General features: G+C 38.9%; 17 protein-coding genes. 9 read left to right on the forward strand and 8 right to left on the reverse strand.

Features of this window, described 5'->3' with window-relative positions:
- Window positions 1-91: 91 nt before the first annotated feature.
- Window positions 92-1159, reverse strand: a complete 1068-nt coding sequence (gene fbaA / locus DC498_RS04480; protein ID WP_116872922.1) for a class II fructose-bisphosphate aldolase — start codon at window positions 1157-1159, stop codon at window positions 92-94.
- Between the two features lie 301 nt (window positions 1160-1460).
- Between fbaA and DC498_RS04485 the strand changes: the two genes are divergently transcribed.
- From DC498_RS04485 to DC498_RS04510, 6 genes are all read left to right on the forward strand, one after another.
- Window positions 1461-4877, forward strand: a complete 3417-nt coding sequence (locus tag DC498_RS04485) for a SusC/RagA family TonB-linked outer membrane protein (protein ID WP_116872923.1) — start codon at window positions 1461-1463, stop codon at window positions 4875-4877.
- Between the two features lie 10 nt (window positions 4878-4887).
- Window positions 4888-6372: a RagB/SusD family nutrient uptake outer membrane protein gene (locus tag DC498_RS04490; protein WP_116872924.1), complete on the forward strand. Its 1485-nt coding sequence runs from the start codon at window positions 4888-4890 to the stop codon at window positions 6370-6372.
- 11 nt (window positions 6373-6383) lie between these two features.
- Window positions 6384-7304: a substrate import-associated zinc metallohydrolase lipoprotein gene (locus DC498_RS04495; protein ID WP_116872925.1), complete on the forward strand. Its 921-nt coding sequence runs from the start codon at window positions 6384-6386 to the stop codon at window positions 7302-7304.
- A gap of 24 nt (window positions 7305-7328) precedes the next feature.
- Complete coding sequence (locus DC498_RS04500) at window positions 7329-8651, forward strand: DUF4302 domain-containing protein (protein ID WP_116872926.1); 1323 nt, start codon at window positions 7329-7331, stop codon at window positions 8649-8651.
- Between the two features lie 146 nt (window positions 8652-8797).
- A complete protein-coding gene (locus DC498_RS04505) occupies window positions 8798-9391 on the forward strand; it encodes a collagen-like protein (protein ID WP_116872927.1) in 594 nt (197 codons plus the stop codon).
- A 138-nt stretch (window positions 9392-9529) separates the two neighbouring features.
- Complete coding sequence (locus DC498_RS04510) at window positions 9530-10186, forward strand: hypothetical protein (protein ID WP_116872928.1); 657 nt, start codon at window positions 9530-9532, stop codon at window positions 10184-10186.
- Between the two features lie 129 nt (window positions 10187-10315).
- Here the strand turns inward: DC498_RS04510 and DC498_RS04515 are convergent, their stop codons facing one another.
- Complete coding sequence (locus tag DC498_RS04515) at window positions 10316-10579, reverse strand: hypothetical protein (protein WP_116872929.1); 264 nt, start codon at window positions 10577-10579, stop codon at window positions 10316-10318.
- 544 nt (window positions 10580-11123) lie between these two features.
- Between DC498_RS04515 and DC498_RS04520 the strand changes: the two genes are divergently transcribed.
- Together DC498_RS04520 and DC498_RS04525 are read left to right on the forward strand one after the other, a co-directional pair.
- A complete protein-coding gene (locus DC498_RS04520) occupies window positions 11124-12092 on the forward strand; it encodes a helix-turn-helix domain-containing protein (protein WP_116872930.1) in 969 nt (322 codons plus the stop codon).
- Window positions 12093-12432: 340 nt separating this feature from the next.
- Window positions 12433-12777, forward strand: a complete 345-nt coding sequence (locus tag DC498_RS04525) for a DUF6520 family protein (RefSeq protein WP_116872931.1) — start codon at window positions 12433-12435, stop codon at window positions 12775-12777.
- Window positions 12778-12816: 39 nt separating this feature from the next.
- Here DC498_RS04525 and DC498_RS04530 read toward each other — a convergent pair whose 3' ends face one another.
- The 6 genes from DC498_RS04530 to DC498_RS04555 form a co-directional block, all read right to left on the reverse strand.
- Complete coding sequence (locus DC498_RS04530; protein WP_116872932.1) at window positions 12817-14184, reverse strand: RagB/SusD family nutrient uptake outer membrane protein; 1368 nt, start codon at window positions 14182-14184, stop codon at window positions 12817-12819.
- Window positions 14185-14203: 19 nt separating this feature from the next.
- Window positions 14204-17638, reverse strand: a complete 3435-nt coding sequence (locus DC498_RS04535) for a SusC/RagA family TonB-linked outer membrane protein (protein ID WP_165813746.1) — start codon at window positions 17636-17638, stop codon at window positions 14204-14206.
- Window positions 17639-17900: 262 nt separating this feature from the next.
- Window positions 17901-19064 carry a FecR family protein gene (locus tag DC498_RS04540; RefSeq protein WP_116872934.1) on the reverse strand — a complete coding sequence of 388 codons (1164 nt, stop codon included), beginning with the start codon at window positions 19062-19064 and terminating at the stop codon, window positions 17901-17903.
- A gap of 186 nt (window positions 19065-19250) precedes the next feature.
- Window positions 19251-19502: a hypothetical protein gene (locus DC498_RS04545; protein ID WP_116872935.1), complete on the reverse strand. Its 252-nt coding sequence runs from the start codon at window positions 19500-19502 to the stop codon at window positions 19251-19253.
- Window positions 19493-19783 (reverse strand): MjaI family restriction endonuclease, encoded by a 291-nt coding sequence (locus DC498_RS04550; protein WP_133176762.1) that lies wholly within the window; start codon window positions 19781-19783, stop codon window positions 19493-19495. Before DC498_RS04550 ends, DC498_RS04545 begins: the two co-directional genes overlap by 10 nt.
- A 127-nt stretch (window positions 19784-19910) precedes the next feature.
- Entirely contained in the window at window positions 19911-20468 is a 558-nt protein-coding gene (locus tag DC498_RS04555) for an RNA polymerase sigma factor (RefSeq protein WP_165813747.1), read from the reverse strand.
- A gap of 32 nt (window positions 20469-20500) precedes the next feature.
- On the opposite strand from DC498_RS04555, the gene DC498_RS04560 reads away from it, so the two are divergent.
- On the forward strand, window positions 20501-20782 hold the full coding sequence (locus DC498_RS04560; protein WP_206197525.1) for a helix-turn-helix domain-containing protein: 282 nt from the start codon (window positions 20501-20503) through the stop codon (window positions 20780-20782).
- Window positions 20783-20787 lie beyond the last annotated feature (5 nt).

Raw genomic sequence — 20787 nt, forward strand, 5'->3', positions numbered from 1 at the left:
ATTGCACAGCCATACCTCAACATACTATAACCATAAAAAGGAGCTGTTGAAAACAACAGCTCCTTTAAAAATATAGTAATGCAGCCCAGGTTTAAGCGTTCCTGTTAATGCAATTCAAATCTTCAAATGCAACTTCAAGGCGTTTTACAAAAGTTTCTTCGCCTTTACGCAGCCATACACGCGGATCATAATACTTTTTATTGGGTTTATCTTCACCTTCGGGGTTTCCTAATTGCCCCTGCAGGTAACCTTCATTCTTTTTATAGTACTGGAGTATCCCTTCCCAGAACGCCCACTGCATATCAGTGTCAATATTCATTTTAATAGCACCATAGCTTATGGCTTCACGTATCTGGTGTTGTGGTGAGCCACTACCGCCGTGGAATACAAAATATACCGGTTTTTCGCCGGTTTTAAATTCATTCTGAATATATACCTGGCTATTGTGCAGAATAATCGGACGTAACTCTACATTACCTGGTTTATATACGCCATGCACATTGCCGAAAGCGGCAGCAACGGTAAACAATTTACCTATTTTGCCAAGCTCAGTATAGGCATATGCTACATGCTGAGGCTGTGTATACAATTTATCATTTTCAACATCGCTGTTGTCAACACCATCTTCTTCACCACCGGTTACTCCAAGCTCTATTTCGATGCTCATACCGAGTGGCTGCATTCTTTTAAAGAATTTTACAGAGGTCTCAATATTCTCTTCAATAGGCTCCTCACTTAAGTCAAGCATGTGAGAGCTGAATAAAGGCTGGCCTTTTTCTTTATAATATTGCTCGCCGGCATCCAGCAGGCCACTTACCCAGGGCAACCATTTTTTTGCAGCATGATCAGTATGCAGTACAACAGGCACTCCATAATATTTGGCTACATTATGAATATGCAATGCGCCTGAAACACCTCCTGATATATTTGCCTGCAGGTTATCATTAGGCATTCCTTTACCGGCTATGAACTGCGCTCCGCCATTAGAAAATTGTATGATTACCGGGGAATTAACTTTTGCAGCAGTTTCAAGAACCGCGTTGATCGTATTGGTACCGATAGTATTTACTGCCGGTAATGCAAACTGGTTATGCAGTGCATCATTATAAAGCGCTTCCAGTTCTTCGCCATATAAAACCCCGGCTCTGTATTTTTTCATTTTATAATTATTTTATTGTTTTTAAATTGTTTTAAGAAGCCGCGAAAATAAGTAATGAATTACTTAATGACTTCAATCTTATTAATATTTTATTTTAAATATATTAAGATAATGAAATCAACAACGTATCAAGAGCAAGAAATATCGAAAAGCCTTGCAAAGATAATATACTTAACCCCCTTCAGAAAATTTTTTAAACCTTCTTACCCTTAACTTCGTATAATTCTAAAAAAAATTACTTTTTTCAACAACATTTTGGTTATAATAGTTGTCCTGTTAAAAGAATATTTAAACTACTGATATGAGGAATTGCCAAAAAGCTCCTGCCTGTATCCTTTGTTTGCCGGGTATACTATTGCTTACAATTCTTTTTTTTCTTGCTTCCGATGTCGCAGCAAAGCCGTTAAAATCCGTATATCCACCTGAACATTTGCACTTCGGGGATACTGTAACGGTAAGGGGTAAGGTAAGTGATGCTGATGAAAACGTTGTGCTCGGCGGGGTATCCATCGAAAATCTAAGAACCCGTAAGGGAACTACTTCAAATGCTGACGGTGAATTTGCGATAGGCGCCGAAGTGGGTGACCAGTTATCTTTCACTTTTATAGGCAGAGCACCTAAAACCATTGTTTACCGGGGAGAAAAATTTTTATCTGTTACTTTAGCAAAAACAGAAGGTGCATTATCAGAAGTAATAATAACCGGGTTTCAAAACCTTGATAAAAAGAAATTTTCAGGAGCCGCCACTTCACTTAAAGCGGCAGATGTGAAGATAGATGGTGTGGCAGATGTGAGCAGGATGCTGGAAGGAAGGGCTGCCGGTGTATCCGTTCAAAATATATCAGGCACATTTGGCGCAGCACCAAAAATAAGGATACGGGGTGCCACATCTATTAACGGGGAGAACAAACCATTATGGGTTGTAGACGGGGTTGTGCTGGAAGATATCGTTAATATTTCCAACGATCAGCTATCAAGCGGAGACCCGACTACACTGCTCGGTTCATCTGTTGCAGGCATTAATGTAAATGATATTGAAAGTTTTGACATATTAAAAGATGCTGCTGCTACCGCATTATACGGCGCCAGGGCAATGAATGGTGTTGTTGTTATTACCACCAAAAAAGGCCGTGCAGGACGGCAGACAGTGAATTATACCGGTAACTACAGCACGCAATTTAAACCACAGTATGCTGACTATAATATTATGAACTCGGCTCAGCAAATGTCGGTTGTATCTGAGCTGGATCGCAAAGGATGGCTTACAACAAATGTATTAAAAAATGGTAATTATGGTGTGTACGGAAAATATTACGACCTTATAAATGAAGTGCTTCCTGACGGAAACTTTGCTATGCCTAATACACAGGAAGCCAAACGCGAATACCTGTTGCGCTATGCAAAAGCAAATACCGATTGGTTTGATATTCTATTCCGCCAATCATTCATCCAGGAACATTCACTGAGCATTTCTTCCGGAACAGAGCGGCTGCAATCTTTTTTCTCTACAAGCTTTTATAACGATAATGGTTGGACGCTGGCTGATAATGTAAAGCGCTATACCTTAAACTTCAGGAATAACTATACTTTTTCTGATAAGTTTTCTGCAGGGTTTTTAACAACAGGCTCCTACCGCCAGCAGGAAGCGCCGGGCACAGTATCAAGAACAGCCAATGCTGTTACAGGAGCTTATGACAGGAATTTTGATATCAATCCGTTCAGCTTTGCATTAAATACCAACAGGACTATTACTGCTTTTGACGAAAACGGGGATCGGGAATATTTCACGAGGAATTTTGCGCCTTTTAATGTGCTTACCGAGCTTGAAAACAACAAGCTTAAGATCAATGTAATTGATCTTAAGCTGCAGGGCGAGGCTACTTATAAATTCACTCCTCACCTGCGTTACGAATTTATAGGGGCTTTACGTTATGTACGCTCTACACGGGAGCATGAGGTAACCGAAAATTCAAATATGGCAAATGCTTACCGTGCTGCCGGCACATCAGAAATAAGAAGAAACAATCCATTCTTATACCAGGACCCGGAAAACCCAAGCGCTGAAAAAGTAGTGGTATTGCCTTATGGCGGTTTTTATAACAGGGTGGAAGACCAACTGCTGAATTTTGATGTGCGCAACAGCTTAAACTATGCAAGAAAATTTGGAGAGGATGATGAGCATGACCTGAACCTGCTGCTGGGTCAGCAAATAAAATACGCTGATCGCCAGAATGCTTCTTCTAACGGTTATGGGTACCAGTATGATAATGGTGGCGTTGCCTCTCCTGACTTCCAGATACTGAAGCAGATGATTGAACAAAATTACCCATACTATGGAATGAGTAAGGATTTTGACCGCTTTGCAGCTTTTTATTTCAATGCACAGTATACGTTTAAAGACAAATATAATTTTTATGGTACGGTAAGATACGATGGCTCCAACCGGCTTGGTTCATCCAGGCAGGCAAGATGGTTACCAACCTGGAGTTTTGGCGGTGCATGGAATATTAATGAAGAAGGCTTTTTACGTGATGTTGACGCAGTAAATTATTTAAAATTGCGTGCAAGCTATGGCTTAACGGCAAGCCTGGGGCCAGCTACCAATTCCAATATCGTTTTGCGCACCATAAATATCCATCGTCCTTATCTTACAGATGTAGAAACCATAATTTATATAGCGAATCTTGCCAATACTGAGCTTACATGGGAGAAAAACTATACAGCGAATATTGGTTTGGATGCAGGTTTATTCAACAACAGGTTAACCGCAAGTATAGATGTATATCACCGCAACAGCTTTGACCTGATAGGTTTGATTAAAACATCGGGTATAGGAGGTGAATACCTTAAAACTGCCAACTATGCTGACATGACATCACGGGGAGCCGAATTGCTTATAGGCGGGCAACCCATAGTAAGAAAAAACTGGAACTGGAAAGTAAACCTCACTTTTGGATATAATACTACTAAGATTACTAATTCGGAATACCTGCCACAAATATTTGATCTGGTAAAGCAGGAAGGCGGCAATCTCCAGGGTTACCCTGTAAATGGATTATTCTCCATAAAATATGCAGGCTTAAATGCAAATACCGGGGTACCTGAATTTATTAATGAAGAAGGCAAAACTTCTTCAGCAGTATTCATGCAATCTGATAGTGTGAGAAACCTGAAGTTTGAAGGTTCGATTGACCCCAAGATAACCGGAGGATTGAATAATACCTTTACTTACAAAGCCTTTTCACTGAACATTTTTATTACTTACCAGCTAGGTAATAAAATAAGACTTGCGCCTGCCTTCAAAAATAACTACTCGGAATGGGATGCTACTCCCAAAGAGTTTTACGACAGGTGGGTTATGCCGGGCGACCAGAATACAACGAATATCCCGTCTATCATGGATTATTACCAGTACATACTGGTTAATTCAACATCATTTAATTATCCGTATAATAACTATAACTATTCAACAGAAAGAGTAGCCCGTGGGGACTTTATCCGTTTAAAAACGGTATCGCTTTCTTACCAGTTGCCTGCGGCAATGCTGCAAAAAACCAATTTCTTTAAAACGGTTTCAGTAACTGCCGCGGCTATAAATCCCTGGTTGATTTATTCAGATAAGAAATTAAAAGGCCAGGATCCGGAATTTTTTAATGCCGGTGGTGTTGCCCAGCCTGTGCAAAAACAAATAACATTATCATTAAAAGTTGGATTATAATTAAGATATTATGAAGTATACACCTGGTTTTTATTTATTGCTGCTCATGCTGATGAGCTCATGCAATAAGTATCTTGAAAAAGAACCGGATAACCGTGCGAAGCTTACCGATCCGGCAAAAGTTTCGCAACTGCTTGCCAGTGCTTATCCTTTGGGTAATTATATGCCATTTGCAGAAGCAATGTCTGACAATGCCGGAGACAAAGGATCGGGCGAAGCTGATGTTACTAACTCGGCGCCTTACGCATTTGAGAATGTTCCCAATTCCGAACAGGATTCGCCAGATTATTACTGGCACGCCTGTTACACAGCCATCGCTTCGGCCAACCAGGCGCTTGAAGCCTGTAACCAGGCAGCAAATCCTGAAGATTATCAAAGCCAGAAAGGAGAAGCATTGGTGGCAAGAGCATATGCACATTTCATGCTGGTTACCTTCTATGCCAAACCTTATGATGCGGCTACTGCCGCATCAAACCCCGGCGTACCTTATGTTACAGAGCCGGAAACTGTAGTTAACAAACAATACAGCCGCGGCACGGTGGCAGACGTATATGAAAATATTGAAAAAGACCTGTTAGAAGGACTACCGTTACTTGATGATGCTTCGTATAAGGTTCCCCGTTATCATTTCACCCGTTCTGCCGCCAATGCTTTTGCCTCAAGATTTTATTTGTATAAAAAGGATTATGAAAAAACAGTGCAATATGCAAATGCTGCTGTGCCGGATTTTTTACCCAATCTGCGTCCATGGAATACAACCTATCAAACCTATGGTATTAATAACCTGCCTTCAGAATATCAAAAAACAACCGAGCCTGCCAACCTGTTACTGGTAACGCCTTCTTCAATTTACAATTACGCGCTTAATTATGTTCGTTACCGATATGCGCTCACGCCCGCAATTATGAGCGATGTATTTGATGTACCATTGGAGGTTACAGGCGGCGAGTGGGCATATATTACAGGCTTTGTAGGTTCACAAAGAAATCCTGCTGTTCCCAAATTAAATTATACTGATTTTGCACTGGATAATCCTACTTCCGACTTCGGGCTTCCCTATGGAACAATTTGCCTTTTTACAACAGAAGAAGTTTTATTTAATAAGGCGGAAGCTAATGCATATCTCGGTAATTATAACGGTGCCATCAACGACCTGAATATTTTTTTAAGCACAAGGCTTACAGGTGTTACTCCCGGCAGCATACCTGCAAATATGGCTTTAACGCAAAGCAAAATAAGACTGCATTACAATAATACGCTTAGTATACAGGATGCACTGGTTAAATATATTCTTGAATTGAGACGCCTTGAATTTGTGCACGAAGGCATGCGCTGGTTTGATATACTGCGATATGGCTTGACTGTAACACATGATTTTATTGGCGCCGGGGGCGCGGTTGCCAATACGGTAGAAATTGGACCAGACGATAAGCTACGCCAGTTAAAATTACCTGATGGCGTTAAACTTTCAGGTATCACAGATTTGAACAGATAATTGATACACGTATGAAAAAGTCAGTAATATATTTTATGTGTTTGTTTTTTACAGCAGGTATATCGTCCTGTGTAAAGGAAGATTTTGATCCTTCGGAAGCAGACAATATTGTTGATCTTGGTGGAGGAACCTGGGCCGAAGGGAGTATAGATAAATGGATCAATGATTCTCTCATTACCCCTTACAACATTAATGTGAAGTATAAATGGGATGCTTTTGAAGATATCGGCGATATAACCTACATAACAGTTCCTCCCAAAGAAGAATACATTACACCTATATTAAGCGCGGTACGTAAAACATGGATCAATCCATATACTACTGTTGCGTCTCCTGATTTTTTTAATAAAATCTCTCCAAAAATAATTTACATGGTTGGCAGCCCCGCCCTTGAAGAAAGCGGCGCCATTAAGCTTGGGGTTGCTGAAGGCGGTAAAAAAATTATCCTGTTGGCCATTAACTACACAAAAGTGAAAGGAATGGTTGATTATAATGTGGCAGACAGTTTCTGGATCAAACAAATGTTTCTGACGATCCATCATGAATTCGGTCACATCCTTCATCAAAACATACTATACCCAATCGATTTCAAAAACCTGAATCCAAGCCTTATTACCTCTAACTGGCAGGATTATACTGATGAAGAAGCTTTGCGGGATGGATTTATTACTTCCTACTCTATGAATACGATTGATGATGATTTTGTAGAAATGATTTCATACCTGCTGGTAAATGGTGATGCCTGGTTTGAAGAAATACTCGCTTCTATTCCCGATGGCATTTCTGACAGAGGCACAACCAGAGACCAGGCCATTGCAAGATTAAGAGCCAAAAGATCAATTGTGGTAAACTATTACAAGCAGGCCTGGAATATAGATTTTGCCACATTACAACAAAAAGTGAGGACAGCAGTGAATACTTTGCTTTATTAAGAAACGACTTATCATTCAAATATTATGAGAAAGCTGATTATATATATTGTTTTACTCGTAGTAACAATATCATCCTGCCGTAAAGAAGATGATCATTTGTTCAGCGAATCTCCCGATGAACGCTTATCAAAAAAGCTCAGCGCCTACCAGGAACAATTAAGCGGCGCCCAATATGGCTGGAGGCTGATCATAGAGCCGGCAGGTGGCGGCGCCTATGGTTTTTATGTAAAGTTCAATAATGATAACAGGGTGCAAATGGTTTCCGACTTTGATTCTGCTTCGGCGGTTACGCTCAAAGAAAGCAGTTACCGTTTGAAAGCGCTGCAGCAACCCAGCCTCATTTTTGATACATATTCATATGTTCACGTACTTGCAGATCCGGCACCGGCAGTAAATAACGGGGTTTGGGCACAGGGGCTCCTATCTGATTTTGAATTTTTCTTTAACGATTCCTCCGGCGTTGATACCATACAGCTAACAGGAAGGGTTAATGGCAGCAAAGCAATGCTGGTTAAAGCAACACAGCAGGAAGAAGAAGGCTATACTACAGGAGAATTTAATGTGAACCTGTTTCAAAACATCTTTAACAAAATACTGCAGTATTTTAAGCAATTTACCGTTGGCGGGCAATCGTATGACCTTAATTTCAATCTTAGCACAAGAATGGCTATTATCACCTGGACAGATAGCCAGGGTAATGCGCATTCTTTTACAACTAAAATATATTTTGGGTTAAACGGAATTGAATTTGCGCAACCATTTCTTGCAGGCACAACGGTGGTTACAGGTTTTTTTGACCCCGTATGGTCGAATCTCACACAAACAATTAGTGGCAATGTTGGCAATGGTACCAACGCTTCAATAAAAGGCGTAATAAAACCACAGGTACTTGACACCGAAGCTCCCCGTCGTTGGTGGCAGCGTATGGTGGATGAAGACGGATACTGGGTATCTCTTACAGGATTTCATGTGGATGGAGTGGATGATGCATATGGACTTACAGGCATTGAGAACTTTGTAGCACTAAGCTTCTTTCCAAAGTTTGGAACCAGTGGTGGCATTACTTACGATCTTGCGGGCTATCTTATGAATGAGGATGGTACATTAACGTTAAGTTTTGGGACTGCTTTCCGTGCACCAACTTTTACTGCTGACGGGCGTATACGTTTCGGAAACTATTTGGGCGATCTTGGCGATATTCCGGATGATGCTGTTGATCCATACGTGAATACCGCAATCAAAATGCTGGAAAGCGATGGGTATTACCTGGTGCAGATAAGTGAAGATGAATATGATATGGTAAATGCTTCCAATGCCAGGGCATGGATACACTGGTTTGCGCCATAATGTTTGCGCAACATAATGCCATCTGTATATTCCGGATAAACAGTAATAGATATTTTTTATGAGACTGACGGATTGTTATAGTCAGGTGATTAATTATAGCTGTTTATTTGTTATTTTAGTATTATTAACAAACCAAAAATTACTTTATGAAAAAATTGACGCTGCAATCACTTGCCGCAGTTTTGCTGGCAACAACTATATTATTTTCTTCCTGCGCTAAAGAAGGTCCACAGGGACCGCAAGGGGAAACCGGTGCACAGGGAGCAAAAGGTGATAAAGGAGATAAAGGAGATCAAGGGGATGCTGCCAATGTTTTTTATTCTGATTGGAAAGATGTAACATTTGATCCGGAAACAGCTACGACCAACGGAGTGCTGGATACACTGGCATGGTCTGCCACACTTGATGCACCATTGATACTTGAAGAGATTTTAACTGCAGGAGATATTAAAGTGTACTTAAACGCAGGTACTGCAGCAAGTCCGGCTGTTTTTGCCCTGCCAATCACAGACTTATATGCCTTAACCGGGGTGCTAAATATCAATCTTTATTATACAGTGGGGGAAATTAATTTTTATTCAACTGAAGATGCATCAACTTTTACAAATGATAACGGGGATAAAGCCTGGCAATATCGCTATATAGTTATTCCAGGCAGCACAGCCGCAGGACGTAAGGCTTCGGCAGTAGACTGGAATGACTATAATGCTGTTAAAAAGTACCTGAACCTCAAGGATTAGTTTGTAATTCAATAAAAGCACAAAGCCCTGTAAGCGTAGAAGCTCTTACAGGGCTTTTGTTTTAACCTAATATCCCTGTTTTCACCAAACCATCTTTATTTCATAATCGTATATTTGTTAAACAGTTTTATTTTTTATATGAAAAAAATTTTTATCCTGCCCTTTATTGCTATGGTTTTCTTTTCCTGTCAAAAGGAAATGTCGGTTGATACGATCAATAACAGCGGCGGGAATAACAATAACGGTAACGATCCTGTGCCTTTAGAAGGCAACTGGAGCTTTCTGAATCTTTACATGAATTTTTCCTCATCTGCTTCAACCAGGGAGAATGGAGTTGAAATAAAATTTGTGACTGCCTGCGAAACAACCTCAATTAATAATAAGGGCGACATGTCTTTTGCCTCAGATAAATTTACTGCCACTAACATGGGATATAGTATTGATGATACCGTTTATGTTACTACGTATATGATGGGTATTCCTCAGCCGGACATTGAAAAGGTTGAGTTTGGCGGAGATGTACCGCCATATAGTGCTTCGGGTAAATATCAGAAAATAGGGAATGATTCCCTGTATTTTCCGGATGGTTCCGCTTTCCAGGGATTGGAAGTTGACGGACTACCTATTACTTCTTCGGCCGCCTCAGGAGCTAAATATGTTATCAAATCAGATACATTGTTAGTTTACCAGGGTGTAAAAATCAGCAAAGATACCATCATGGATATTGGTGGTCAGAGTATAAAATTCAGGATTGATCAGAATGCTACTACCATTGGCAGTTTTAAAAAGAAATAATTATATCAAAAACGGGGGACTTCAAAAAAGAGAGAGGCGTCTATGCAGATCGCCTCTCTCTTTTTTTGAAAAATTAATATGCGTTACAGGTTACCGGTAAGCATACTTGTTATTTGAAATAGTCAATACTTAATCTCGGATCTGCAATAGTACCTGTTTACCACTCTCCGACACCTTGTAAATGCCCAACACTCTGAAGCCTCTGTTCAGATACATCACATAAAAAGCTTCCTGTAATTCAATGGTATTTTCATCATAAAAATTACGCAGGGCATTTACCATATCCACTGAGCTTTTAATGAATGAGCGGTCAGATGCTTTCACTTTTGATTTATAAATAAGTTCTACTTCTGATACCATGTTCCATGCTGATGATTCCAAATTCTGTTCCATAATTAAAGTTTTAAAAATTATGGAACAGAATTTGGAATAATGATGCAAAACTTAAAAATCATAATGCTCCTCTTCATTTCTATCCAGCAAGAATATCTTTCCTGCTTCCGGTCATTGCCAACCCGGATGCATTCATTTCTGTATAGTTTCAATTTCCTCTCCAAAGCAATTTATCCTTAACCTTTTTCTCTACCTTTTCCTTACAAATATTCTCAATCGGTAATTTTTCGGAAGAGTTCTTCAGTGCTACTTCATAATATTTAATGTATAAAACCCGGCGTAGCGCGACTATAAGTGATTAGTGAATTCATATAAATAGATTATTGGTCAGCCTTCCCTCTACCCTTTTTTCGGAGTCAACGCAAATCAGCCTGCTTAACTATCTGTTCCTTCAGTAAAATAATACAAATTCCATAATTGTAAACACTTATTTACAGCAAAAATTAGTATAAAAATTTCTTTTTCAGATATTCTTCCTTTTGAACGTAATCAGCGACTTCACATAATAATTAGTAAATTGATAACTGAGGTTCAAGATATTTAAATGATAAGACCAAAACTGTCTATCCCATCATGTGAAATGCTGCATTGGTCGGGTGAGCTCCCGGAAAACTTTACCGGGAAACGCTTACCGGGGGGAAAAGTGTATACGGCTACAGGTGATTTTGGATGGATATGCGTTCAAATATATAACGGAAGATCCTTTTGCATTCAGTATACAGTAATAAGCGCTGATCATCCACTGCACATTCAAACCGGATCATCAGCATCCGGGCTATCATTATCAGCACATATTATCGGAGATAATATCGCAGCAGAAATAAAACAAGTTAACATTAATAGCCGGGCAATGGATTGGTATTTATGCAAAGGAATTCCTGCATCTACAATCAATATAAAAAAGAAAGGAGCTTACGAATTCTTTTCCTGCTGGTATACGCCCATGCTTTACTCAGGTTTACTCAGTTATTTTCCGGATTATCAGCGAATGGTAACAGCAACTGATCCCTGCAGCATTATGCCTGATATGATCAACAGAATGAATAATGAAGCAAGAGAAAATATTGAGCAGATCCTTCGCTGTGAATACCGGCAGGACTGGCGCCTGCCTTACTACGAATCAAAAGCAGAAGATCTGCTGTTCTTATACTTTACTTTGAAAAGTAAAAACAATAATGTTAATGAGGCGTACAATCAGGCAGAAGCCGAAAAAATGCATGCCATAGCAGCATTGATTACCGGGGATATCACTAAACATTATACCATACCTGAACTGTCAAAAATAGCCGGAATAAATACTAACAAGTTTAAAATACTTTTTAAACAGTTTTACGGAAAAGGCTCTCTTGAATACCTGGCAGAAAAAAGATTGAACAAAGCGCTTGAGCTGCTTGACAAGGGAGAAATGGTAAAATATGCCGCTATAGAAGTAGGCTGGCGGCCCGCAGATCTTATCAATGCATATAAAAAGCGTTTTGGCATTACCCCCACCCAAAGCAAAAAGAAACGCTAGCAACCAAAAGCGTTATCATTACTGCCGAATCCGGCATCAACTTATTTTTATCCATCTACCATTTATCTGTTCTTTGTATTAGCAAAGCAAACGCGTTATTTAATCTCCCCTCATCGAAAACAGTAAAAGATCATCAGTATTCAAATGTTTCACAGTTTTTATTGCAATAATAAACCCATACCTGAAATACTCCAGGATGTAAGCTGAAAACCTGCAACAGAGTAAGCAACACTTTTTTCACTAATGTGGTAAACAAGGCTACCACCCTGTATCTCTATTCCATTTCATCACTTCAAAAGTTTTTACTGCTTTTTGAGATTATAAAAGCCTTTATACCAACATGAAAAAAATAAAATTTATTCTTCCGCTGATTATTGTTTCAGTAATTGCAGCTTTTGCATTTGTGGCAAAAAAAACCGAGCGACCAAACAACAAAGGCAAATTAGAGGAAAAGATAAATTTTGCAACTACATACTTTGTATTTTCAGGGAGTTCGGCATCAGAATATACAGATTCTACAAAATGGGCAAAGCATGAATCTAACCCTTCTGTTGATTGTGAAACCGGTACTATTGCGTGTAAAGTTCATTCAGCTTCACTTGCCACAAGAACAGCACTTGTTGACTATATAGGAACAAATGGGATAGGCGGAACTTCTATAACTATGGATGCGAAAAAACCTTAAAAAATGTAGATTAATAGAGTAACTAAAACGGTTACTCTATTATCTTGGATTCTGCAACATCCCAGACCTTTCGATAACATCTTCAGGTATAGCAAGCGCAAAGCGAAGGTCGTTTGCAGGTAATGCGTAAAAATTGTTTCCAACTTCTCGTTTCAGATTGATATTATATCCTTCTTTGTTTAATCTCTTTATATCCATCCATCTTAATTCTCGATAAATTAGCTCCTTTCTTCTTTCAGCAAGTACCAACTCTAAGGCCATTTGTGGATTGGTTATCTCTATAGGGATAAACTTCTCCCTTTTAAATCTCCTTTCTAACAAATGATTAATAAGATTAATTCCTTTTACAATATTACCTGTTCTTATAGCGCATTCAGCATTCGTTAAGTATACTTCATCTGAAGCAAGACCTGTAAACGGAGTTCTGGAATGATTATAACTTCCTACAAATCTTACCAGATTATCACCAGCATTTAAAAAGAAAAACTTTCTCCGCCAATCATCTTCATCAAAGCTAGCATAAAGTGTTGTATCAATATTTCCGTAGTAAATAGAACGGGGTGTATACATTCGTGAAAAATATATAGTTTCTTTATTAAATTGTGGTATTGGATAAATGGCATTTGTATCAGGAATATCAATGTTATAATCTAACAGTTCGGAATGCATTTTTAGACAAGAATCAGCATACTTTCCTGCATTGACATAATCTCGCATTGATAGAAAAAATCGGGACAAATATCCATAAGCAGCTGCTCGTGACGGGCGTAGAGAATGAATCGAATTATCCGGAAGCAATTCTATTGCCAACTTTAAGTCTGCAATTATTTGTGAATATGTTTGGTTTAAATTTGATCTTTCTGATATTTCATTAAAATCGGGAGTTAGTCTTAAAGGTAATCCAAGATTTTTCTCTGCATTAGCTGAATCATAGGCTAAACACCATATCCAAGCTAATTCCATATAAAATTTTGCTCTTAAAAAATAAGCTTGCCCCTTCACATTATTATAAATTGCTTCTTGTTCTTTTGTATGAGCAATTTTTTCCAGATTGAAAAGTACTGTATTGGCTTTATAAATCACATTAAAACAATAACCCCAAGGATTTCCTTCATATACAGAAAAAGGTGGTATTACATTATAGTCAGACCAAGTATATTGATTGCGATCGTATTCATCCATTGATTCAAAAATTTCAGTTTTAATAAAGTAATTGTCAGCGCTCGCCTCCCCTACACCAGGATCATAAAAATTAATTTCGCTGGAAACATCCAATAAAGCCTGTAAATCTTCAAGGCTACTTACTAAGGTCAGCTTTTTATCAGGCGTAACTTCCAAATATTTCCGGCATCCAGCATTATATAAAAAACTCAAAATTATAAGTGTATTTAGGAATATTTTTTTCATTTAAATTGAATTAAGAGTTTTAAAATGTAGCTCTGAAACCAAATGCAAAATTTTTTGCTGGCAAAATTGAGTTATCAGAATAATCTGGGTCAATCTTTACTCCATTAGCTCTCCAGATAATTCCCAGGTTATTCATTAATAAATAGCATTGCAGTTGCGTAAATCCAAGTTTTACCAATAAAGAATTTTGTAATGAATAAGAAAATTGGATATACTGTAGCCTTACGTGATCCCCCCTCTCAACCAAAACAGCGGCTCCATAATAAAAGTCGTCTCGATTATAAGATGTTGGATATTCTATAGATGGAATATCTGTATATCTTTCATCGCCTGAATTTCTCCAACGGTTGGTAAAATCTGAATGACCAGAATAAGAGGTGAACAAACTACTATACCTAATTGACGTTTTACGGAAGTAATAGTTAAGCTTATACGAAATTCTAAGTGAAAGTGAAAGTCCTTTATAACTAATTGTATTTCCAATATTCCCTAAAAATGACGGCATTATAGAACCACTATAATAAAGATCACTTATGGTTGTGTTACTACCAGTAATTGCATTGTAATCTGAAGATATTTCTTTATTTACATAACCTTGTGGATTCCCGTTTTCTTGACTTAATCCAGCCCATTGATATGATAACATCGCATATACTGGTTTTCCCTCAATGCCAGAAATACTTAATAACCCAGCGCCGGTAATATAATTCCGTCCTTGCTGATTGCGAAGATTGTAATTAATTACTTCGTCTTTATAGAAATTAAAATTAATGTCAGTTAACCATTGAACCGGCCCCCGAAAATTTATTGAGTTTAACTGAACATCAACTCCTTTTGCCCTCATCGAAGCAACGTTTTTTATAACATTATCTGGTCCTAAACCAGCGGTATAATCTATCGGTACGGATCCATATAAGTTCAACCCCTTTTTCAAATAATATTCTATACTCCCTATTATTCTCCCTCCACTTATCTTGAAGTCCATACCCACATTTAAAATTTTCACTTTTTCCCAAGTCAAATCAGGGTTATAGAAATTTACAATCCTAGCAGTAGAAGTATTTAGATATTGATTAGTAACATCATATTGTATCGTAGTCAAAGCAGACATACTTGGATCCACATTCCCACTATAACCATATGTTGTTCTCAAACGCAGGTAAGGCAGGAAACCGGATTTATAAAACTTCTCCTTTGATATTTCCCAGCTCGCGCCTGCGGACCATAATGGCTTCCATTTATTATTGGTAGAAACTCCGAATAAATTTGAGGCATCTTTTCTAGCGCTCCCGGAAACAATATAACGGTCATGATATGTATAAGAAGCATTACCGTAGAACGATACAAAACGATTCATCGTTTCATTAATCGAAACACCATCAGGAATAAAGCTTCCCCATCCAGTTATAAATGTTGGCTTTACATTTGCATAGTCAACCACCCCATAGGTGAGAATATCATCATTATATCCATACATCGTATTGCCATTGGATTTATTCTGTGCCTGCCTGATTTCAGAACCCGCTATTACAGCTACACCGTGCCTGCCCCAGGTATTACTGTAATTTAACTGTCCCCTAAGGTTGTGCGATGTAATGGAGCCATGAGACAACCCCAACACCGCACCCTGGGGAACGCCGTAACTCACCTCTCCATCATTTATCTGCGTAAATGTATTGATAAGGTTACGCGTGTAATAACTTTCCATATCGTTCAGCGAGTTACCATCTGTCTGCTGGTTTTCGTATTGATATTTCACATCGGCAGAAAAGCCTTGTATAAACGTATAGCGAATGCCGAGGTTCATCAATATATCCTGAAGTTTGTTTTCATACCGGCTGTGCTTATAATCTTCCGCGGGGTAATATTTCCAGTCAAGCAGCTTTCCCTCCCCTGCCGTGTCAATATATGGGCCACGATAATAATCCAATGCACCACCCAGCGAGACATACGGCGGCAGCGCAGAATACCCTGGTTGCTGAATGGAATAATAACCAGGCTTACCACTGGTAGATTTGCTTTGTGTATAATGAATGCCAGCATCAATCACCAGATTTTTCAACGGAGCAAAAGTATTTTCCGAACTAATATTTACCCGGTTATATCCTGCAGCCAGTTCTGAAACATTTTTATCGAAACCTATAGCAAATGCATAAGCCATATTTTTTGAACCACCTCTTGCGTTCAACGAGTATTGCTGGTTTACCGCCCGTTGATACATATATTTATCAAAGTCATCTCTTACATCTTTTGTTCTCAATGCATTTATTCTTGAGGTAGCGGTAGCACCATCAATCAATCCATCACGCTGCGCTATCAATGTTTCAACCACCGGCGACAATGCAGGGCGGGTAAAATCATTTTCCTTTCCTGCATAAAAGCCCTTTTCAAAAAGCATCTGCTCTACATCAATAAAATCAGAAGACGACATCTGTTTGAGATAACCAAGATCCGGTTTCTCAGCAATGGTTATATTGCTGTTTATTTCAATCCTGAAAGGCTGGTCAAACTTCCCTTTTTTGGTAGTAATTACTATAACCCCGTTACCGGCTCTCGCTCCCCAGATAGACGCAGCGGCAGCATCTTTAAGAATGGTTATAGATTCTACATTATTCGGATTAATATTATTCAGATCGCCGGCATAGGGAAAATTGTCCACAATTATCAGTGGATCTTTCGGGCCACGTATGGTGCTCAGGCCTCTTATGCTCATTTGCCCCGATGTGCTGATCTTCCTGTTAACAGATACCCCATTGGCGATATACTCAAGGCGGCTTATAACATCAGTAGAGACCTGCTCATTGAATAACTTATTGTCAATAAAAGTAAATGAACCTGTTGCTCTTTCCTTCGGAAGAGATTGCATACCGGTATTGACAGTAATGTTTACACCGGATAGTTCGCTGACCCGGGGTGTTAAACGAAGCCTGATGTCACGGGCATCGGCAATACTGTATACTGCCATTTTGTAACCTATACTGCTCACCATTATCACTGCTCCGGTTGTTATATTATCAAAAACGAATTTCCCTTCCTCATCTGTAACTGCTGAAAGGCTTGTTCCTCTAATGGTAATGGTAGCGCCTGCAATAGGCTCACCCGATTCGGAAAGAATTATTCCGGTAACACGTAGAGGTTGTTTTGTGGTATCAGAAGCCGGGAGCTTTTGTTTCACAATAATATATCTCCCGTCTATTGTGTAGCCGAGCGGTTGATTTTGAAAGCAATACTGCAATACAACATTGATACCGGCGTCATTTACAGAAAATGTTACAGGATTCGCTCCTTTGAGTTCTTCCCTCGCGAATATAAACCTGTAGTCTGACTGTTTTTTTACCTGCAGGAAAACAGATTCCAGCGAAGCGTCTTTTACAGCTAGTGTAAGATTTTGCCCGGAAACGTTGCTCCAGGCTTTTAATGTGGTTAGTATAGTAAGCAGTATTACCAGTTTCATTATCCGAAGTGTTTTGCTCGCCAAGCGATTGTGAAAACGCTCTCCGGCAGGCAATCCCGGTTTTGCACAGGAACGGACTATGCAGCGTGCGCTGAATTCCATATCTTTGATCAGTTTTGGTTAATGAATACATTTTTCCTCCAGGAAACAATCCGCAAGATTGTTTGTATTTGTCGACCGATTACATACACCGCTTCGCCCGCAATGCGAAGCGGTTTCTTATGGTCATTAAGCTATAGTTTTATCCCATCGGCAATATTTTTTAAGGTGTAACAATTATTGTGTTATTTTTTATTTCAAAATGTACACGACCTGTTTTTTCCAGCAGCTCAAGTAGCTTCGAAACAGACACGTTTCTTTCTATATCCGCATTGAAATGATAATTGACAGTACCCTTATACTCAATCTCCACATTATACCATCTTGCAAGCTGCTGCATAATATGTTGTATCGGAGCTTCCTTAAAATTGAACCATCCGTTCTTCCATGCCAGTACCTGCTCAATATCTGCATTATTCCGCATCGTAAAAGATGCGTTTCCCCTACCCGCCTGGTCTCCGGACTTTAACAATAGCGTTTTATTACTTAGCGTATCTGTAACTGTTATTTTACCTTCAGCCAGCGTAACCGTAAGGGATGTATCCTGCGAATAGGCTTCAATATTGAAATGTGTTCCCAGTACCGCCGTTTTTGTTACCCCTGCAGTTACTATAAACTGCTTTAACGGATTTTTTGCTACTTCAAAATAAACTTCGCCTGTTATTTCTACTGCTCTTTCCCTGCCTGTAAAAGCTGTTGGAAAACGGATGCTGCTTTCCGCGTTAAGCCATACAAGAGAGCCATCAGCGAGTTGTAACCGGTATTGTCCGCCTCTTGGCGTGGTAAGTGTATGCCATTCCTGCATGGCAGTTGCACTGCCATAGCGAAGCATTGCTCCTGAATCAGAAACATGTACTCCCTCAACAAATAACCCGGCCCGGTTGACCGTACTATCCAGGATAATCTGCTTACCGCTGCCGGTAGTAAGCACAGCTTTATCCGTACCGGGATTAATATCGTTGTGCGCTATAATATCATTTCCCTTAGCAGGAATTTTATCATCGTTTAAAACAAAATACAGGATAAGCAAAATACTTACTGCCGCCGCTACCGCATACATAATCCAGGATTTTCCGCGGCGGGCAGTTGGCTTTTCATCTAATATTTTTTCTTTAAGCTTTGCAATCGCCGCTTCGCTATTGTAATTAGCCCTGTCTGCAAGTAGCACTTCAATATGTCTCTCATCAGTGAGTTCACCAAAGAGCTCTATGTTTGCATCACTTTCTGTTATCCAATCATCGAGTTCATCTTTTTCCTTATCGGTAAGTGTGCCCCTGATATAGCCTGCTATAAGATATGCAATGCGATATGCTTCGTCGTTAGACATAAACTTGTTATTACATTAAGTGATTTCAGTAAGTTAAGAAGAATTTCGGGCAATGATTACCTGCTTATCAGATTAAAAGGAAGAAGTAAGAAAAAGGATGAAGAATAAGTAAAAAATTTTTGAAAAATATTTGTTTACCTGTAATCAGGCTGCTTATAGAGATTAACAGATATTGATAAATCCGGTTTATTCGCGGGAATAAAACTCATTATAAAGAAACATACCAATATGTCCCTGGTGCGCTTTAACTTTTAATGATATCCGGCTTTTCCAGATATATATTTTAAATCTTCCGGCTTTATATTTTCTGATCCCCTTTATTTCTAAAGGATTGTCGACAATTTTAAGTTGTTGATATATTTTGCGAAATTCCTGTTGAAATGCTTTGGGGCAAAATAAAAGTTCTTCTACAAACTGTTCTTCCAGCATTATTTCCATCCCATTCTTTTTTCAAACTGCTTTGAATCAATGAGCTTGCCAGGAAAACATTTTTCAAAAACCATATCATCTAAATAGTCTTCCACATCTTCATTTGATATGGTTTTCAATATTTTTTCAACCTCCTGTATGGTCCAGTTACCCTTAGATTTTTTTGCGGAAAAGTGAGTAGGCGTCATTTCCAGTTTCTGTGCAATGTATTCATTTTTATACCCCGATATTTCAATAAGCCTGGGAACGGAGTTGAGCAGTATCTTATATTTGTCAATTATATTTGTCACTTCATAATATTTATATAACAAATATAACAATATTTATTATACAATATTTGTAATAATTATAACATATTTATGATAATACAATTTTTGCAGCCGGCATTTCACTACAAGTTATTTACACCAATAATGCTTAAAAGGTAATTAGTATTACAACTGCCACCAGCATCCTCGTAATCATCGCTCTTAGTATGGCAAGCCCGTTTCTTTTGTGAGATTTAATGGTAGATACGGTTAACTGCAACTCCTTGGCAGTTTCAGCAACTGATTTGCCCTCAATATAAAGCTTGGAGAATACCTGGCTGCTTTTAGGGGGCAATTGCTGTATGGCAGCATGGAGTTGCTCCACTACTTCTGCTCTTATAATATTATGGAGTACTGTTTCTTCACTATAAAGTGTATGTTCTTCAGGAGAGCCAGTTGCATTGCTGCGCTGCCGGCTCTTTAGCCAGTGTACACAATCATGGCGTACAACAGTATAGCAGTAATTTTTTAGCCCGGCAGGATTATCCAGCTTTTCTCTTTTCTCCCAAACCTTCATCAAAGCCTCTCCTACTATGTCTTCAGCTGCTTCCCTGTTTTTCACAAACCGTTGAGCGAAAAAGCAGAGGGAAGGATAGTATTTTTTAAAAAAAGACTCTACAAACACTTCGTCCTTGAACAACGAATCATCAATATGTGAGAAGCCCATTGACATAATGCAGAAGGCTAAGATAAGAAATAATGACGAATACGTCATTGTCCGGACAAAGGCATGATTTCACCTTTACTATGCAAATGGCGCAACTTCGTGATAAAATATTACTTCAAAAAATCGCAATAGTCATTAAAGAACTTCGCGAGAAAAAGGGGTTGACACAGGAAGCTGTTTACAACGATATAAATATTCATATTGGAAGAATCGAGACAGCAAAAGCAAATTTAAGCGTCAGCACCTTATCAAAAATCTGCGAATATTTCAATGTATCTCTTTCGGACTTTTTTAAAAAGATTGAGAAAACTTAGTCTCC

This window comes from Terrimonas sp. (genome assembly GCF_003075435.1).
In the GTDB taxonomy this organism is placed as follows: domain Bacteria; phylum Bacteroidota; class Bacteroidia; order Chitinophagales; family Chitinophagaceae; genus Agriterribacter.

Excerpts from the sequence above, each read along its gene's own strand:
- DC498_RS04515 (WP_116872929.1), bottom strand. The coding sequence starts at position 10,579 with ATGGAACAGAATTTGGAATCATCAGCATGGAACATGGTATCAGAAGTA.
- DC498_RS04485 (WP_116872923.1), top strand. The coding sequence starts at position 1,461 with ATGAGGAATTGCCAAAAAGCTCCTGCCTGTATCCTTTGTTTGCCGGGT.
- DC498_RS04510 (WP_116872928.1), top strand. The coding sequence starts at position 9,530 with ATGAAAAAAATTTTTATCCTGCCCTTTATTGCTATGGTTTTCTTTTCC.
- fbaA (WP_116872922.1), bottom strand. The coding sequence starts at position 1,159 with ATGAAAAAATACAGAGCCGGGGTTTTATATGGCGAAGAACTGGAAGCG.
- DC498_RS04495 (WP_116872925.1), top strand. The coding sequence starts at position 6,384 with ATGAAAAAGTCAGTAATATATTTTATGTGTTTGTTTTTTACAGCAGGT.
- DC498_RS04535 (WP_165813746.1), bottom strand. The coding sequence starts at position 17,638 with ATGAAACTGGTAATACTGCTTACTATACTAACCACATTAAAAGCCTGG.
- DC498_RS04490 (WP_116872924.1), top strand. The coding sequence starts at position 4,888 with ATGAAGTATACACCTGGTTTTTATTTATTGCTGCTCATGCTGATGAGC.
- DC498_RS04540 (WP_116872934.1), bottom strand. The coding sequence starts at position 19,064 with ATGTCTAACGACGAAGCATATCGCATTGCATATCTTATAGCAGGCTAT.
- DC498_RS04520 (WP_116872930.1), top strand. The coding sequence starts at position 11,124 with ATGATAAGACCAAAACTGTCTATCCCATCATGTGAAATGCTGCATTGG.
- DC498_RS04545 (WP_116872935.1), bottom strand. The coding sequence starts at position 19,502 with ATGGAAATAATGCTGGAAGAACAGTTTGTAGAAGAACTTTTATTTTGC.
- DC498_RS04500 (WP_116872926.1), top strand. The coding sequence starts at position 7,329 with ATGAGAAAGCTGATTATATATATTGTTTTACTCGTAGTAACAATATCA.
- DC498_RS04530 (WP_116872932.1), bottom strand. The coding sequence starts at position 14,184 with ATGAAAAAAATATTCCTAAATACACTTATAATTTTGAGTTTTTTATAT.
- DC498_RS04525 (WP_116872931.1), top strand. The coding sequence starts at position 12,433 with ATGAAAAAAATAAAATTTATTCTTCCGCTGATTATTGTTTCAGTAATT.
- DC498_RS04555 (WP_165813747.1), bottom strand. The coding sequence starts at position 20,468 with ATGGGCTTCTCACATATTGATGATTCGTTGTTCAAGGACGAAGTGTTT.
- DC498_RS04505 (WP_116872927.1), top strand. The coding sequence starts at position 8,798 with ATGAAAAAATTGACGCTGCAATCACTTGCCGCAGTTTTGCTGGCAACA.
- DC498_RS04560 (WP_206197525.1), top strand. The coding sequence starts at position 20,501 with ATGACGAATACGTCATTGTCCGGACAAAGGCATGATTTCACCTTTACT.